The sequence below is a fragment of the Curtobacterium ammoniigenes NBRC 101786 genome (assembly GCF_001571045.1).
GTDB classification, from domain to species: domain Bacteria; phylum Actinomycetota; class Actinomycetes; order Actinomycetales; family Microbacteriaceae; genus Curtobacterium; species Curtobacterium ammoniigenes.
The window spans coordinates 97,563-112,852 of sequence record NZ_BCSV01000006.1 but is presented as its reverse complement, the minus strand read 5'-3'; the positions used below and the strand labels follow the sequence as shown (position 1 = coordinate 112,852).

The window sequence follows — 15,290 nt, the reverse complement described above, 5'->3', positions numbered from 1 at the left end:
TCGATCAGGACGCGGCTGCAGCCGGGGTGAACGGGACCGGAGTTTCCGCGACGATGCGAAGCACGATCTCACGGACCGCGTCGTCGGCGCTCGCGCCGAGCCCGTGCGAAATCGGAACCAGTCGGTGGGCGAGCACAACGGCGGCGAGCGCAGCCACATCGTCAGGGATCACGAAGTTGCGGCCCTCGAGCGCCGCGCGCGCCCGCGCTGCCGCGGCGATGTGGAGTGTGGCACGGGGACTCGCGCCGAGCAGGAGATCGGGATGATTGCGAGTGGCACGAACGAGTTCGACGATGTAGGCCTCGACGTCGGGCGCCAGGTGCACGGTTCGCACGGTTCTGATCATCGCGGTCAGCGTTGCGAGGTCGACGACCGGGCGCACCGCTTCGAGCGGATCGCCCCCGCCTCGACTGCGGAGCATCTCGCGCTCGGCATCCACGCTCGGATATCCCATCGCGATGCGCGCCATGAATCGGTCGCGCTGCGCCTCCGGCAGCGGATAGGTGCCTTCCATGTCGATCGGATTCTGGGTTGCGACGATCATGAACGGTGTCGGCAGCTCGCGCGTCACCCCGTCGACCGTTACCTGCGATTCCGCCATCGCCTCGAGCAGCGCGGACTGCGTCTTCGGGCTCGTGCGATTGATCTCGTCGCCGATGACCACGTTCGCGAACACCGGCCCCGGCGCGAATCGGAATGTCCCAGAGGACTGGTCGTACACGTTCACGCCGGTGACATCGGCGGGCAGCATGTCCGACGTGAATTGAACGCGATTCACGGTTCCGCCGACCGCAGCCGAGAGCGCCTTAGCGAGCACGGTCTTGCCAACGCCAGGCACATCTTCGACGAGGAGATGCCCTTCGGCGAGCATCACTGTAAGCGCCGTGCGAATCGCGTCCGGCTTGCCATCGATGACCCTGCCGACCACCGTGATGATCTCGCTGCCAAGGGCGCGAACGCGATCGAACGGCAACGCGCCGCGACCGGATCGTCCAGACTCGACGCTCGCCTCCGCCGGATCGCGATCGCGCAGCGAACGCTCGGTTGACGATCGAGCAGTGTCGGTCACGCCGGGACCTCCTCAACGCGGATGGACGTGTTCGCGCATGCTACCTCCGCCAGGTGACAGCGCTCCGGCGGGCGGCCGGGCTGATGGCGGCGACGGGCGGCTAGCGCGAGACCGACACCGCCGCGAAGCCGGCGTTAGCATTCAGCCCGTTCGAGCTGTACCGGTAGTTCCCGGGCCCGTGGATGAGTGGCCGCCCGAGCAAGATAAAAGCGCGGCGAACGCTTACCGCTTTTCGGCCGCCGCAATGGACTCGGCCGTCAAGGAACGCACCGGCTGGCGGGCCTCATCGGCGAGTAAGGACTCTCGACCCCTGCCGCTTATCGCTCCCGTGACCTCACTGTGAGCGCGCTTGCTTCGCAGACTCCCCCTGCAAACATGAACAGTGCGAAGAAGTAATGAGTGGGTGGAATCAGGACCGACAAGACGATCCCAGTGCACATGATCCCGAGACCGGTGAACCCGAGGATCCAACGCACGCGATTCTGTTTCATGGTCTCGACTTATCCATAGATCCGACAACGACCGGGCCCCCAGTGGCACCCGATATGCCTCGCGTGGGGGTTCCCGATACGCTAATACACGAATCCGCGAACTCCGGCCGTGCGGTGGGACGAGTCATGGCCCCTTCACCTCGGACCACATTACGGAGCCCCTTACTATTCCGCGGCGACCGTAAGGATGACCGTCCGGACTATGGCAGTCTGCCGCTACGGACGGCGAGCCGCAGCTCGTCGGCGCGGCCCGGCACGCGGGTGTGCTAGCGGTTGTAGCTCGCCGTCAGGCTCGTGGCCCCCCGATCGAGCGCTCTACCTCGAGCAGCTCCTAGACCCAGAGGATCCCAGCGATGTCCTCGATGTGGGCCTTCGCCTTCGCGACGGTTGGCCAGTACTTGTTGGGGTGACCGCACTGGTTCCGCAGATCGAGCGCCTGCCCAAGGACGATCTTCTGCGCCTTGTCGATCACGCCCAGATCCTGGGCGACATTGAGAATGTCAGACTCCTGGAACTTGAGCAGGTCATCGTACGTCCTCAACTGCGCCTTCGGGTTGTATTTTTGGAAGGCAGTTGTCGCGTAGGCAGCACCATGCTGCCAAATCCGTTCCTTTATGTCCGCGATAGCGCCGACCCATACGAACACTATCGCGGCTCGGAGAGCATCGACGCTCAAGCATTGGATCGCTTCCTGGATGAACTTCTTGGCGTCAAGGTTCGCAATCTTGGTGGCGACCTTCTCGAGTTCTCCAACTCCGTGCTCGAGCTCCGGCTCTGCCTCAGGCAGGTCGTGCGCGAGACGAACCGCCGCGCGGCCTGTCGCGGTCAGTTCCCAGCGCCTTGCCCCACCCGGCGTGTTGCCGGTGACATTGACATTGGCGCCCGCCTTAGCGAGGACGTCGGGGACGTTGGCTTTCGACGCTCCAGCCACCCTCGCCTGGACGAGGGCTGATTTGACCTTCGCTGCGGTCATACTCGGCTTCGAGCCGTACCGCTCATGCCAGTACAGAACTGAAAGCGCGAGCGTTTCGCGCTTTTGTCCTTTGACGACGCCGAGGAACTCGACCAGCGTCATACTCATGTGATTACTTGGCCGGGAGGTCGTTCAGAACCCGAGCAGACCCCATGGACGTCAGTTTGATGTCCTGCAGATCTTTCGAATCCAGATAGCCAGCGCGACTCGCCTGGGAGGTCTGGTTGCGAGGGTCGCTGGGAAGTGTCCACCTCGCCGCGATGAATAGGGTAACGATCTGGTTCACCGTCGCCTTCGGCAGTTCCGCCACGTCCAGAAGCCAGTGGACGCACACTGCGTACTTGTCGTTCATGTTCACGGGCTTCTTTTCCGCGACGAAGTCGGCCCAGGAGGTTTTCCCGGGCGGCGAGATGTCGAACCGGGCCGGCTGGTCGATCAGCATCCGGCGACCCTCGGCAAGGACCGCGGTGTTCGCGGTATGCCACGACACCCCGAGTCCGGCAGCGATCCGGGACACCGTGAGGTGATCGATCACGATCGACGCCAGCGCCCACCGCAGCCCGCCACGGGAGAGCTTCGCCCGGTCCGACGCGGCCCGCCGGGCGGCTTCTCGCCAGGTATGTCCGCAGTGATCGCACCGGTATCGCCGGAGCCGGACCAGCAGCGTCGTCGGGCGATGCCCGAACGGTTCGTGGGCCAGACGACGAGCAAGCGTTCCCCGCGACCTCGCTTGCGCACCGCAGCGATGACACCACGGATCCGGGTCCGTCAGCCGGCACTCGATCACCGCCCGGTCGGGCTCGAGTCGTTGCCCGACCACGGTCAGGCCGAGTTCGTCGAGACGGCAGAACGTCGTCAGGTCAGCAGGCGCGAAGGTAGCGTGGGACACGTCGAGGTCTTCCGGACGGTGAGTGTGAGAACTTCCATCCTGGAAGACCTCGACCCCGTTCACCCGGACCGACCCGCCCCACTCACACCACCACCGCTACCCCCTCAACTGCGAAGAGCCGCTAGAGGTTGCCCGCCGGGGTCACTTGCGGTGAGCCGCTCCCACCCCCTCGCTGCCCCAACGATGGAACAGCGGATCGGGCGCGCGCTCACGTCATCGCATCTAACGGCCGTGCCGCCACATCACGCAGCCCAAAAACTATCCCAGCCACGCCGCATAATCCGGCCATCGCCGCCAACCGCGCGGGCAGCAGATATCCCCAGACGGAGACCGCAATCGCCAGCGCGAGACTGAAAGGCAAGAGGACCGAACCCCTATGTGCGGAGACGGAGGGATTTGAACCCTCGGTCCCCGAAAGGGGACTCCACCTTAGCAGGGTGGTGCACTCGGCCTGACTATGCGACGTCTCCATGCGAACCCGCGTGCGGGCGCGCGTGGACCACTATACGGGAGGCGCGCGCCGGACTCGACCCGTGCCTCCAGACCGGCTCGCCCAGCTGTCCTGCACAGGGTCGGTGTGGCGGCTCCGCCTCAGACCCGACCGATGGATCGCCCGGCGATGATCCGCCCGGCGCCGACTCGAATCGCTCTCGTGAGTTCGGTCATCGCAACGCTCTCCGGCCCAGAGCGCGCGACGAGGGTGAACTCCGTGGGCCCGGGGTCCGGCAGTCCGGTCAGCGGCGCCAGGCCTTGCGGCAGGATCGAACCGGCGTGGACGGTCACGCCCAGCCCGGCGTAGACCGCGGCGCGAATGCCCTGCTGGCTCGCGGACACGCAGGTGATCCGATACCGGATGCCGGCCTGTTCGAGCGCGGCGATCGCGGCATCCCGCGTCACGCTGGTGCGCGGGTAGGTCACAAGATGGACCTCTTCGCGTGGGTCCACCTGTTCGCCTGCTCGGCCTGCCCACACGAGGTCGTCGCGGAAGATGAGCTCGCCGACATCCTCGGTCGGCCGACGTTTGACGAGCGCGAGATCGAGCCGATTACCGCGGACGTCCTCGCGTAGTTCCGTGGTGAGCCCGACGCGTAGGTCGAGATCGACGGCTGGATACGCGTTCCGGAAATCGAGCAGGATGTCCGGGAGGCCCGTGGCGACGATGTCTTCAGACGCCCCGAACCGCAGATTGCCCGTCAGCGCGGAGTCGGAGAAGTACGCCTCCGCCTGGCCTTGCGCCGCGAGGATCTCTCGGGCGAAACGAACCATCGCAATGCCGTCGGTCGTCAGTTCGGTGCTGGTCGCACCGCGGCGGAGCAGCTGACGGCCGGCCTGCTGCTCGAGCCGGGCGATATGGCCGCTGATGGTGGACTGCCCGAGCCCAAGGTCGGCAGCGGCCGCCGTGAAGCTGCCGCAGCGCTCCACAGCAAGGAAGCTCTCGAGGAGCGGGGTCTCGAACATCGGGCCTCCGGTGTGTCGCGAACACCGTACCGGCTGGGCCTGACCTGCTCAGGTCGACGTGCGGACCCGCGCGCGTTCTCGCGCAGGACCGAACGTGTCTTGGAGCGCCACGAGCTCGCCCGCGAAGTCGAGGAGATGACGGTGGGCGGCGAGAACCCCGCCCTCCTGCGCGGCGGTCACGGCATCCGTCAACCGTGCGTTTCGGCCGGCCCAGCCGACCGTCGTGTCGAGTCCGTGCGCGAGCGCGATGTCGGGACGGTAGAACACGTCGAGCACAACACGTTCAGACGCGACCCACTCGGCGCTGATGGAGCGGCCGTGCGCCTGCAGCACCCATTCGGCGAGGATTGCGAAGGCGCCGCCCTCTGATTCCGTCACTTCGATCAGCGTTGGGTCGAATGCCGATGCGCCCCGTGCGAGCGTGGTTCCCGCGGCGTCGCGAAGGAGCGCCGAGACAATCTCAATCCGCTCGGTCATGTCGAGCATCGACCACGGCGCAATGACGACCCCGAGGTACGGATGCACATGCACCATGCGGTGGCCCTCGAGTGCAACGAGCGCCTCGCGCACCGGTGTCCGCGAGACCTGCAGCTCAGCGGCGATGGTTTCGAGCCGCAGCCGCTGCCCCACCCGATATTCACCGCGGAGGATCGCAGTGAGGAGCCGGGTGAAGACGACGTCGCGCAGCAGGTTCCGCGGGATGAGTTCTGCGCGCGGAAGCTGGCGGTCGGGACGAGGCATCGCCATACCGTGCATCACGCGACGGCACCCATTCGCGAGACCGACGATGACCAGGCCCCAGGAATCTGATCGGTTGACTTGTGGAGGGCGCGAACGCGACGAGGACCGCCGGCCTCAGGCCCTTCGAGCTGGTGCAACAGGTCTCCCCTCGATCGCCCGCAGCCTGCTCTGCGGGTGAGGTCGAGAGAAGCACTCGTCCTGGCGAATCGCCAACGATATCCAATTCAACATTCAACCCTGAGAGGTCGCCGGGCCGGCCACCCGGTTCGCGTCACCGGCGTCGCGACTCGTCGCCACTGACGACCGAGAGCGGTTGGGTCACCGACTCGAGCCCCTTCCGGGCGGCATCCACGCCCCAGATCAGCGCGATGACGCCTCCGAGGATCATGACCGCCGCGCCGAGCAGATACCCCCAGAAGAGTGGATCGCGGCTGGAGCCGTTCCCGATCAGGACGCCGTAGATGAGCGGAGCGACCGCGCCGAAGATCTGCGCGAGAGCGAAGAAGTACGAGATCGCCTGGGACCGCAATTCGAGCGGGAATATCTCGCTGACGGTCAGATAGGCGCTCGAAGCCCCCGCGCTGGCGAAGAAGAACGACACGCACCAGAACAGCGTCTGCACCGTCGCCGACATCATGTCGGCCTTGAACAGGAACGCCGAGACGGCCAGCACGATCCCGGAGACCAGATATGTGAGGAAGATCATTTGCCGTCGACCCCACGTGTCGAAGAACCGACCGAGCAGGATCGGCCCGAGGAGATTCCCGATGGCGAACGGGAAGAAGTAGATCGAGGTCTGTGCGGTCTTCAGCCCGTAGAAGTTCGTCAGAACGAGCGCATAGCTGAAGAAGATCGCGTTGTAGAGGAAGGACTGCGTGATCATCATCGCCGCACCGACGAGTGTCCGCGTCGGGTACTGGCGGAACAGCACGCGCACGATCGTGCCGAATCGCACGCGGTCGACGGGGGTGACTTTCATGCCCTTCGACGCATCGACCGGTTCTAGCGCCTGCCCGCTCTGCTCCTCGACCCGACGTTCGATGCGCGAAACGGTGTCTTCGGCCTCCTGTTCGCGACCGTGCGTCATGAGCCAGCGCGGACTTTCCGGTATGTGCCGCCGCAGGAAGATGATGACGATACCGAGCAACGGTCCGAGGAAGAATCCGAGGCGCCATCCGAGCGTCACCGGGAAGATGTGCGGGTCGAGGAAGTAGATGTTGGCGAATGCGCCGAGCGCCGCGCCGCCCCAGTACGTGCCGTTGATGGCGATATCGACGTGTCCGCGGTACTTCGAGGGGATGAGCTCGTCGATCGCCGAGTTGATCGCCGCGTACTCGCCGCCGATGCCGAGCCCGGCGACGAACCGGAATGTCGCGAGGAACCAATACGCGGGAGCGAGACCGGCCACGCCCGATCCGACCAGATAGATGAGCAGCGTCAGCATGAAGAGCTTGCGGCGCCCGAGGCGGTCCGACAGACGACCGAAGACGAGCGCTCCGACCACCTCGCCGATCAGGTAGATCGTGCCGAGCCAGGAGACCTCGATATTCGACGGGTGCAGATCCGGCGTGAACCCCGCATTCGAGACGATCTGAATCTCGAGACCGTCGAGCACCCAGGAGATTCCGAGCCCCACCACGACGGACCAATGGAATCGCGTCCACGGGAGCCGGTCCATCCGCGCGGGGACGAGGCTCACCATCGGGCCTCGGCGCTGACCGACGTCGGTCGTGCTCATCGTTCCGCCTTCCCGCGCCAGTGCACGGGCGGCGCGGCGCACTTTCGGACCGTACGCCGTGACACACCATCACGTTCTCACAGGAGGCCCGTCGTGCGTCCGGCGTCCACACCCGACCCAGCCCGCCTCGTTCTCCACCAGCGGACATGGGTCGCTCGGAGATGTCGCTCCTGCGGCGTACCGTGGCGGAGGTGATGCGGCCAGAGATCAACACGGTCGGAGCGCTTCGCGCCTCCGGTCACGTGCAGAAGAGCATTCGATCCGAACTGCGCGACAACCTGGTCGCGGCGCTCCGCGCGGGCCGCGACCCATGGCCGGGAATGCACGGGTTCGCCACGACCGTGATCCCGCAGGTGGAGCGCGCCATCCTCGCCGGCCACGACATCGTGTTGCTCGGCGAGCGGGGCCAGGGCAAGACTCGTCTTCTGCGCACACTGCCCTCGCTGCTCGACGAGTGGAGCCCGGTCATCGCCGGGTCCGAGATCGGCGAGCATCCCTTCGAGCCGATCAGCGCCGAGAGCATTCGACGGGCCGCGGAGCTCGGGGACGACCTTCCCGTCGAGTGGCGGCACCGCGACGAGCGCTACGTCGAGAAGCTCGCAACGCCGGACACGAGCGTCGCCGACCTGATCGGCGATGTCGACCCGATGCGGGTCGCGGAAGGCCGGAGCCTCGGCGACCCGGAGACCATCCACTTCGGGCTAATCCCGCGGAGCCACCGGGGCATCGTCGCGATCAACGAACTCCCCGACCTGGCCGAGCGAATCCAGGTCGCGATGCTCAACGTGATGGAGGAGCGCGACATCCAGATCCGCGGATACGTGCTGCGCCTTCCGCTCGACGTGCTCGTCGTCGCCAGTGCGAATCCGGAGGACTACACCAATCGCGGCCGCATCATCACGCCGCTGAAAGACCGCTTCGGCGCCGAGATTCGCACCCACTACCCGACCGAGCTCGCGGACGAGATCGCGATCGTGCGGCAGGAGACCGACCTCGTCGCTGAGGTGCCCGACTCCCTCATCGAGATCCTGGCGCGATTTACCAGAGCACTGCGGGACTCGAGCTCGGTCGATCAACGAAGCGGCGTGAGCGCTCGATTCACCATCGCCGGCGCCGAAACCATTGCCGCCGCGGCGCTCCACCGCGCAACACGACAGGGCGAACCCGAGGCCGTCGCCCGCCCGATCGATCTCGAGACGGCGGTCGATGTTCTCGGCGGAAAGATCGAGTTCGAGTCCGGCGAGGACGACCGCGCCGAAGAGATCCTCACGCATCTACTCCGCACCGCGACGGCCGAGACGGTTCGAGCGCGGCTGCGCGGCATCGATTTCAGCGTCCTCGTCGACGCACTCGAGAACGGCGCCATGGTGACCACCGGTGAGCAGGTGACGGCGCGGGAATTCTTGGCGGGCCTCCCATCGCTCGGCGAGTCCGAGCTCTACGACGAGGTCTGCGCGCGGCTCGGTGCCGAGAACGACGGCGAGCGGGCAGGTGCGATCGAGCTCGCGCTCGAAGGGCTCTACCTTGCCCGACGGGTCAGCAAAGAAAGCGGCGGAGGTGAAGCCGCCTATGGCATGTGAGCGCGCTCGGAACGGATTCCACCGTGGCTAGAACAAATCGCCGTCTCGCTCGAGACTCTCGCTACCGGGCGTACAGCGGCGGCCCCGATCCGCTTGCGCCGCCCGTCGACTTGTCGGACGCGATCGATGCGATCGGCGAGCAGGTCATGGCCGGGACTTCTCCCGAGCGTGCGATGCGCGAGTACTTGCGTCGCGGCGGAGCCGATCGGCGCGGCCTCGACGATCTCGCGCGGCGCGTGGCTGAGCGTCGGCGGGACCTGACCCGCAAACACAACCTCGACGGAACCCTGCAGCAGATCAAGGAGCTCCTCGACCGCGCCGTGACGCAGGAGCGCGGACAGTTGGCCCGTGACGTCGACATCGACGATGCCGATCGCGCACTCGCGCAGATGCAACTCGACAGCCTCTCCCCATCGCCGGCTGCCGCGGTCAGCGAACTCAGCGACTACCAGTGGCAGAGCCGGCAGGCTGCGCAGACATACGAACAGATCAAAGACCTGCTGGGTCGCGAGATGCTCGACCAGCGATTCGCCGGAATGAAGCAGGCGCTCGAGAACGCCTCCGACAGCGATCGGGCCGCTGTCAAGCAGATGCTCGACGACCTGAACGCGCTGCTCGCAGCGCACGCTCGCGGCGAGGACACCTCGGTGCAATTCGACGACTTCATGGCGAAGCATGGGGAGTTCTTTCCGGACCGCCCAGAGAACGTCGATCAGCTGCTCGACTCGCTCGCCGCCCGGGCTGCCGCCGCGCAACGACTGCGCAATTCGATGACGCCTGAACAGCGGGCGGAACTCGATGCCCTCGCTCAACAGGCGTTCGGCTCACCTGACCTGATGGAGTCGCTCGCCGCGCTCGATGCGAACCTGCAGACCCTCCGTCCTGGAGAGGACTGGGGCGGGGCGGAGCGCATGGACGGCGAGCAGGGGCTTGGCCTCGGCGACGGGACCGGCGTCTTCCAGGACCTCGCCGACCTCGACGCGTTGGCTGAGCAGCTGGCGCAGTCGCAGGACGGCTCGCGACTCGACGACCTGGACCTCGACGCCCTCACCCGTCAGCTCGGTTCGGAGGCCGCCGTTGACGCGCGGACGCTCCAACGGCTTGAGCAGGCGCTGCGCGATTCCGGCGCGCTGCGGCGTGGCGCCGACGGGCAGTTGCGCCTCACCCCGAAGGCGATGCGCCAGCTCGGGCAGAGTCTGCTCCGCGATGTCGCCGAGAAGATGTCCGGCCGCGGTGGAGCTCGCGACCTCCGGCGCGCGGGGGCTGCTGGCGACCTCTCTGGCGCGACCCGTGCGTGGGAGTTCGGCGACACCGAGCCCTGGGACGTCACGCGGACGATCACGAACGCAATGACTCGCATGGCCGCCGACGGTGATCGTGGTCAGGTGCGGCTCCACATGGACGACGTCGAGGTGCAGGAGACCGAGGCGCGCACCCAGGCGTGCGTCGCGCTGCTCGTCGACACCTCGTTCTCGATGGCGATCGAAGACCGCTGGGTCCCGATGAAGCGCACCGCGTTGGCACTGCACACACTCATCTCGAGTCGGTTCCGTGGAGACGATCTGCAACTGATCGCCTTCGGCCGCCACGCCGAAGTGATGGACATCGAGCAGCTCGTCGGCCTCGACGCAATGTGGGACAAGGGCACGAACCTGCACCACGCGCTGTTGCTCGCCAACCGGCACTTCCGGAAGCATCCGACCGCACAGCCCGTGTTGCTCATCGTGACCGACGGCGAGCCGACCTCGCACCTCGAGCCCAACGGTGGCATAGCCTTCAGCTATCCGCCCGATGCGATCACGATCGCCACGACGATCCGCGAACTCGACAATGCCGGTCGACTGGGTGCGCACACGAGCTTCTTCCGACTCGGCGACGATCCAGGGCTCGCGCGGTTCATCGACGCGATGGCGAAGCGCGTCGACGGGACCGTTGTCGCCCCGGAGTCCGACGATCTCGGAGCCGCGGTTGTCGGCTCCTACCTGGGTTCCCGCCGCTGGGGAAGCGCCTTCGGCGGCGCGGGCGCCTGGGGAGATTTCGGCGATGGGCTCTTCGGTCGCGGCTGGGAAGGGTAGCGGCTGGGGAGGGTAGCGGCTGGGGAGGGTAGCCCCCAGGAAGGGCAGCGGTCGGGCCCTCCACGTCGAGAACAGCGTCTAGAACAGCGGCCAGGGAACGGCCGGCATCGATCCACGCGGCGCCGGGAACGACCCGCGGTCCAGGAGTCGCGCGCACCGCTGCTCGACGCGGCTCACCTCCGAAGCGGTCAACAGGTCCGCAAGCTGCGCGCCGAGCGAACCCCGGAGCGCAGCGGCGAGACGCTCGACGCCGGCGATCTCATCGGCGAGGAGCGCGTCGCCGACCCATCCCCAGAGCACGGTGCGCAACTTGTGTTCGACATGGAACGTGAGTCCGTGGTCGACCCCGAATCGGTGTCCGTCGGACATGGCGAGCACGTGTCCGCCCTTCCGGTCCGCGTTGTTCACCAGGACGTCAAAGACGGCCATGCGCCGAAGCTGCGGCGAATCCTCGTGGACCAGCGCAACCGGACGATCCGTCTCGTCAGTGGCGTGCAGGACCTCGAGCCAGCCATGCTCAGGAATGGACTCGATCGGCACCAGGTCCACAGCCTCCTGATCCGGGTCGATGTCCTGCCACCGCTGAAACATGCCGGAGCCGAACGGCCCGTCCGCGAGCCAGGTCGGCGGAACAATGCGCCATCCGAGCGCTTCGGACACGAGGAACGCGGCGTACTCACGGCTCGACAGATTGCCGTCGGGGAAATCCCACAGCGGTCGCTCCCCCGCGGTTGGCTTGTACACGACCTCGACATCGCCGATCCGCGCGAGAAATGTCGCGTTCGACGCGGTCTCGATCCGGCCGAGCAGCTCGACCTCACCGTGCACCGCCCCGTCGACAGCGGTCATATGTCGTCGCCGGGCATGATGCAGATGTGCCCCACCGGCTCGAGCGGTCGGCCGCAGAGCGGACAGCGAGGGCGACCCGCTCCGACGACGCTGAGGGTCCGCTTCGCGAACGCGCGAGCGGTCCCGACCGGGATTCGGACCTGCAGCATCTCCGACGGCTCATGCTCAGCGTCACCGAAGAGCTCCACGCTCTCGGGCTCGTCGTTGGCGTCATCGAGCGGGTACGCCTCGATCACCACCTGCGCGGTCGAGGGATCCCATCCGAGGCTCATCGTCCCTGCGCGGAATTCCGGCTCGACCGGCTGATCGAGTGGATCATCGTCGATGAGCTCACGGGGCGATTGCGCGGGCACGCTGTGCCGATTGCCTTCGACCTGCATCAACTCGTCGAGGAGCTCGTCGAGCTTCTCTGCGAGAACCTCGGACTGCTCTTTCTCGAGCGCGACGCTCGTCACACGGTTCCCAGCGCGCGCCTGCATGTAGAACGCCCGGGCGCCCGGTTCGCCGATCGTGCCGACGACAAACCGATCGGGCCAGTCGAAACCGTAGACGATCGTTGGCATACGTCGAATTCTAGGAGCCGCCCTGATCGCTCGCCCGGAAGTATCCGTCCGCAGGCTGCGGATCTGCATCGGGTCGGGCGGGCGTGGCCGGCCCACTGTGACCGGCGCCGCCGCCCACCTGGGTCTCCTGCGTCACCTCGGCCTGCTTCGCCAACCATCCGAGATCACCCGTCTCGGTGTTCATCGCGAGGACGTCGGGCTGCGTAGCCCCGTAGTGCACGATCGACGCGGAGGCTGGGCCCACCATGATCCGCTGAAACAGATCGAGGTGCATACCGAGCGCATCGGCGAGGATCGACTTGATGATGTCTCCGTGGCTCACCGCGACCCACACCGCGTGCGGACCAGCCTTGGCCTCGAACGCGGCATCGAGTCGCCGGATCGCGGAGACGGCCCGCAGTTGCATCGATGCCATGGACTCGCCGCCCGGAAAGGTCACCGCCGACGGCTGACGCTGAATGGTCGGCCAGAGCGGCTCCGAGGTGAGCTCGCGAAGCGGGCGACCCTGCCACGAGCCGTAGTCGCATTCAGTGAGCGCCCGATCGATGCTGACCGCCGCGGGCTCCCGTTGACTTCGTGCGATGCGGCGCGCGGTATCCCTGCAGCGTCCGAGCGGACTCGACACGATGCCCGCGAGCGGGATCGCCGCGATCCGCTCCGCAACACGGTCGGCCTGCTGAACGCCGACCTCATCCAGACGGACGCCTCCGGCCCGCCCGGCGAGGATGCCGCTGGCATTGGCGGAGGTGCGCCCGTGGCGGACGAGGATCACAGTTCCCATGCAGCCAGCCTAGGCAGGTCGGTTCGGGGGCAATGGCCGGAGGCACGAGCGTGCCGCTCACACCCTGTAGTGTGAAATATATGCTGCTCAGTTGCCGTCGGCTGGTCCTCGCACTTCTGCTGAGTGGCACCACTCTGTCGGTGACCGCTTGCGCCACGTCTCCGACCGACGACCGCTCCGCCTCCGTCGGTGATCCTGTTCTCACGGCGGATCAGTTGCGCGACGTCTACCGGAACGAAGCCGAGCACTTCGCTGAGCCACTCCCAGACGGGGTGACGCTTCCCCGTGACGCTCCGTCATCGCTCCGATCGGCCGGCCAGCGGGGCACTGCGCTCGGAGCGATCTACTTCTACTGGCTCTGCGCGTGGGAACGCGACTACCTGGAAGGAATCGATGCAGGTGACGAGCCAACGGCCGAACGCGCGCTCACAGAGCTCGCCCGTTGGCCGACCCTCCCGTTTACGCGGCAGTACGTGGACGACCCTGAACAGGGTTGGGAGCGCGATGTGCTCGCGCCGACGCGGCTCGGTGACCCGTCTGGTGTTCGTTCCGACTTCGCGGGGAGCTGTCCCTCGGTGCTCGGGAGCAACGGTGCGCCATAATCTGGCCCCGCTCGTGGCAAGCGCCATCGTGGTTGGGCTCTGCAGTGCCTGCATGTCGCCTCCGGCTCGGGATTTCTCGTCTCCGTCGGAGCGTGCACGCGCATCCGGAGATCGAGCGGAACGAGAAGCGGTCGTGAAGCGCGCCACGATCACTCCGGTGATCACCGTTGGAGCAATGGTGACCAGCAACACCTCGTACACCGTCACAGCCCCGCTGGCCGGAACACTGATCCGTCACGGCGACGGACGAGCACACATCACCTCGCCTGAGGGGTCCACCGTCTCGATCGAAACGCAGCCTGACGCGGCCATCAGCGAATGGGCGGTCCCATCGGGCACCACGGTGCCGCGGGGCCTTCCGATCGCGACGGCCGAATACGTCGGGTTCACGCTCCATGCGGCGCTGAGTCCGCAGCAGACACTCGCGGTGCGCGGCGGAGTCGATCATGCCCGCGCGGAGATCGATGGCGCGGGCAGCCCGTTCGAGTGCAGTCTGCTCGACCCGCGTCCGACGGTCGAGGACGGGGGCACTGCAGCCTTGTACTGCACGGTTCCGGCCGAGACCGAACCGATCAACGGCTTGGAAGGCCTCGTCGCATTGCACCTACCCCCAGCTCGCAACGTGCTCTCACTCCCTGTCGAGGCGGTCGCTGGCAGCGTTCGCAACGGCTCCGTCTTCCGAATGGGGAGCGGCTCCGCAACCGAGACTCCCGTCGAACTCGGCGTCTCCGACGGAGTCCGCGTCGAGATACGGTCGGAGCTTCGCGATGGCGACCGCGTGCGAATCCCAAGTCCGTCCCTCCGCCATGGCTGACGGCACCGCCATCCGCGTTCGCCGGGGTTCGAAGCAACTCGCTGGCCGGACGATACTTCGCGACGTCTCCTTCGATGTGGACCGAGGAAGCAGCTGCGCGATTCTCGGCCGCTCCGGATCCGGAAAGAGCACATTGCTGGCGATCCTCGGGCTGTTAGACCGGTTTGACAGCGGCGACCTCCAGATCGCCGACCACAATGTCGGCGAGCTTTCGCCAGCAGGACGGGACGAATACCGACGGCGCCACATCGGGTTCGTGTTCCAACGTGCTGCGTTAATCCGCCACCTGAACGTGTTCGAGAACGTGGCCGTCCCTCTTCGATACGCGAGCACGGTGGGTAGGCGGGAGCTGCGATTGCGAGTCGGATCGGCACTTGCTTCGGTCGCCCTCGAGGGGTTCGAGTCGCAACGGCCGACGGAGCTCTCGGGCGGTGAGCAGCAGCGGGTTGCCGTTGCTCGAGCGCTGGTGACACGGCCAACGGTGCTCCTCGCGGACGAACCCACGGGCGCGCTCGATGCGGCGACCGCTGATCACGTGATCAGTACGATGCTCTCGGCTTCGGAGCGCGACGGGACAAGCGTGGTCGTGGTCACCCACGACTCGGTCATCGCACGCCGGATGGAGCGATCGATCACCCTTGTCGACGGGCAGGCGTGATCAAGCGGT

The 15,290-nt window shown here is 66.6% G+C and carries 13 protein-coding genes, 1 tRNA gene and 1 pseudogene; 5 read left to right on the top strand and 10 right to left on the bottom strand.

All coding sequences use genetic code 11. From position 1 onward, the window contains the following. Nucleotides 1–4: 4 nt before the first annotated feature. The 7 genes and pseudogenes from CAM01S_RS13030 to CAM01S_RS13000 all read right to left on the bottom strand — a co-directional run bounded on the left by CAM01S_RS13030 (nucleotide 5) and on the right by CAM01S_RS13000 (nucleotide 7,359). On the bottom strand, nucleotides 5–1,069 hold the full coding sequence (locus tag CAM01S_RS13030; RefSeq protein WP_373277711.1) for an AAA family ATPase: 1,065 nt from the start codon (nucleotides 1,067–1,069) through the stop codon (nucleotides 5–7). A gap of 822 nt (nucleotides 1,070–1,891) precedes the next feature. Further along, nucleotides 1,892–2,635, bottom strand: a complete 744-nt coding sequence (locus CAM01S_RS13025; protein ID WP_066522581.1) for a hypothetical protein — start codon at nucleotides 2,633–2,635, stop codon at nucleotides 1,892–1,894. Between the two features lie 310 nt (nucleotides 2,636–2,945). Further along, nucleotides 2,946–3,422, bottom strand: a pseudogene (locus CAM01S_RS13020) (transposase family protein); the annotation flags it as partial. Nucleotides 3,423–3,803: 381 nt separating this feature from the next. Next, a tRNA-Ser gene (locus CAM01S_RS13015) sits at nucleotides 3,804–3,892 on the bottom strand. A gap of 121 nt (nucleotides 3,893–4,013) precedes the next feature. After that, entirely contained in the window at nucleotides 4,014–4,880 is an 867-nt protein-coding gene (locus tag CAM01S_RS13010) for a LysR substrate-binding domain-containing protein (RefSeq protein WP_066522580.1), read from the bottom strand. 48 nt (nucleotides 4,881–4,928) lie between these two features. Then, the gene (locus tag CAM01S_RS13005) at nucleotides 4,929–5,621 is read right to left on the bottom strand and encodes a GntR family transcriptional regulator (protein ID WP_157071572.1); all 693 of its coding nucleotides are present in this window, start codon (nucleotides 5,619–5,621) and stop codon (nucleotides 4,929–4,931) included. 271 nt (nucleotides 5,622–5,892) lie between these two features. Continuing rightward, nucleotides 5,893–7,359: an MFS transporter gene (locus CAM01S_RS13000; RefSeq protein ID WP_066522577.1), complete on the bottom strand. Its 1,467-nt coding sequence runs from the start codon at nucleotides 7,357–7,359 to the stop codon at nucleotides 5,893–5,895. A 194-nt stretch (nucleotides 7,360–7,553) separates the two neighbouring features. Here CAM01S_RS13000 and CAM01S_RS12995 point away from each other — a divergent pair, with 194 nt between their 5' ends. Together CAM01S_RS12995 and CAM01S_RS12990 are read left to right on the top strand one after the other, a co-directional pair. Then, entirely contained in the window at nucleotides 7,554–8,939 is a 1,386-nt protein-coding gene (locus CAM01S_RS12995) for a magnesium chelatase ATPase subunit I (RefSeq protein ID WP_245631645.1), read from the top strand. A gap of 23 nt (nucleotides 8,940–8,962) precedes the next feature. Further along, the gene (locus CAM01S_RS12990) at nucleotides 8,963–11,014 is read left to right on the top strand and encodes a vWA domain-containing protein (protein WP_066522659.1); all 2,052 of its coding nucleotides are present in this window, start codon (nucleotides 8,963–8,965) and stop codon (nucleotides 11,012–11,014) included. Nucleotides 11,015–11,092: 78 nt separating this feature from the next. On the opposite strand, the gene CAM01S_RS12985 is transcribed toward CAM01S_RS12990, so the two are convergent. The 3 genes from CAM01S_RS12985 to CAM01S_RS12975 are packed head-to-tail and all read right to left on the bottom strand — an operon-like array spanning nucleotide 11,093 to nucleotide 13,207. Next, a complete protein-coding gene (locus CAM01S_RS12985; RefSeq protein ID WP_066522575.1) occupies nucleotides 11,093–11,863 on the bottom strand; it encodes an SCO1664 family protein in 771 nt (256 codons plus the stop codon). After that, nucleotides 11,860–12,426, bottom strand: a complete 567-nt coding sequence (locus tag CAM01S_RS12980) for a DUF3090 domain-containing protein (protein WP_066522573.1) — start codon at nucleotides 12,424–12,426, stop codon at nucleotides 11,860–11,862. Before CAM01S_RS12980 ends, CAM01S_RS12985 begins: the two co-directional genes overlap by 4 nt. A gap of 10 nt (nucleotides 12,427–12,436) precedes the next feature. Further along, on the bottom strand, nucleotides 12,437–13,207 hold the full coding sequence (locus tag CAM01S_RS12975; protein WP_066522571.1) for an MSMEG_4193 family putative phosphomutase: 771 nt from the start codon (nucleotides 13,205–13,207) through the stop codon (nucleotides 12,437–12,439). Between the two features lie 140 nt (nucleotides 13,208–13,347). Between CAM01S_RS12975 and CAM01S_RS12970 the strand changes: the two genes are divergently transcribed. From CAM01S_RS12970 to CAM01S_RS14870, 3 genes are all read left to right on the top strand, one after another. Beyond that, a complete protein-coding gene (locus tag CAM01S_RS12970) occupies nucleotides 13,348–13,809 on the top strand; it encodes a hypothetical protein (RefSeq protein WP_157071571.1) in 462 nt (153 codons plus the stop codon). Nucleotides 13,810–13,942: 133 nt separating this feature from the next. Continuing rightward, the gene (locus tag CAM01S_RS14875) at nucleotides 13,943–14,623 is read left to right on the top strand and encodes an efflux RND transporter periplasmic adaptor subunit (protein ID WP_066522564.1); all 681 of its coding nucleotides are present in this window, start codon (nucleotides 13,943–13,945) and stop codon (nucleotides 14,621–14,623) included. Next, complete coding sequence (locus tag CAM01S_RS14870) at nucleotides 14,616–15,281, top strand: ABC transporter ATP-binding protein (RefSeq protein ID WP_066522561.1); 666 nt, start codon at nucleotides 14,616–14,618, stop codon at nucleotides 15,279–15,281. Before CAM01S_RS14875 ends, CAM01S_RS14870 begins: the two co-directional genes overlap by 8 nt. Nucleotides 15,282–15,290: the final 9 nt, after the last annotated feature.

What these genes read in the sequence shown, in the direction of transcription:
- CAM01S_RS13025 (WP_066522581.1), bottom strand. Translation starts at nt 2,635, where the DNA reads ATGACGCTGGTCGAGTTCCTCGGCGTCGTCAAAGGACAAAAGCGCGAA.
- CAM01S_RS13010 (WP_066522580.1), bottom strand. Translation starts at nt 4,880, where the DNA reads ATGTTCGAGACCCCGCTCCTCGAGAGCTTCCTTGCTGTGGAGCGCTGC.
- CAM01S_RS13005 (WP_157071572.1), bottom strand. Translation starts at nt 5,621, where the DNA reads ATGCCTCGTCCCGACCGCCAGCTTCCGCGCGCAGAACTCATCCCGCGG.
- CAM01S_RS13000 (WP_066522577.1), bottom strand. Translation starts at nt 7,359, where the DNA reads ATGAGCACGACCGACGTCGGTCAGCGCCGAGGCCCGATGGTGAGCCTC.
- CAM01S_RS12995 (WP_245631645.1), top strand. Translation starts at nt 7,554, where the DNA reads ATGCGGCCAGAGATCAACACGGTCGGAGCGCTTCGCGCCTCCGGTCAC.
- CAM01S_RS12985 (WP_066522575.1), bottom strand. Translation starts at nt 11,863, where the DNA reads ATGACCGCTGTCGACGGGGCGGTGCACGGTGAGGTCGAGCTGCTCGGC.
- CAM01S_RS12980 (WP_066522573.1), bottom strand. Translation starts at nt 12,426, where the DNA reads ATGCCAACGATCGTCTACGGTTTCGACTGGCCCGATCGGTTTGTCGTC.
- CAM01S_RS12975 (WP_066522571.1), bottom strand. Translation starts at nt 13,207, where the DNA reads ATGGGAACTGTGATCCTCGTCCGCCACGGGCGCACCTCCGCCAATGCC.
- CAM01S_RS14870 (WP_066522561.1), top strand. Translation starts at nt 14,616, where the DNA reads ATGGCTGACGGCACCGCCATCCGCGTTCGCCGGGGTTCGAAGCAACTC.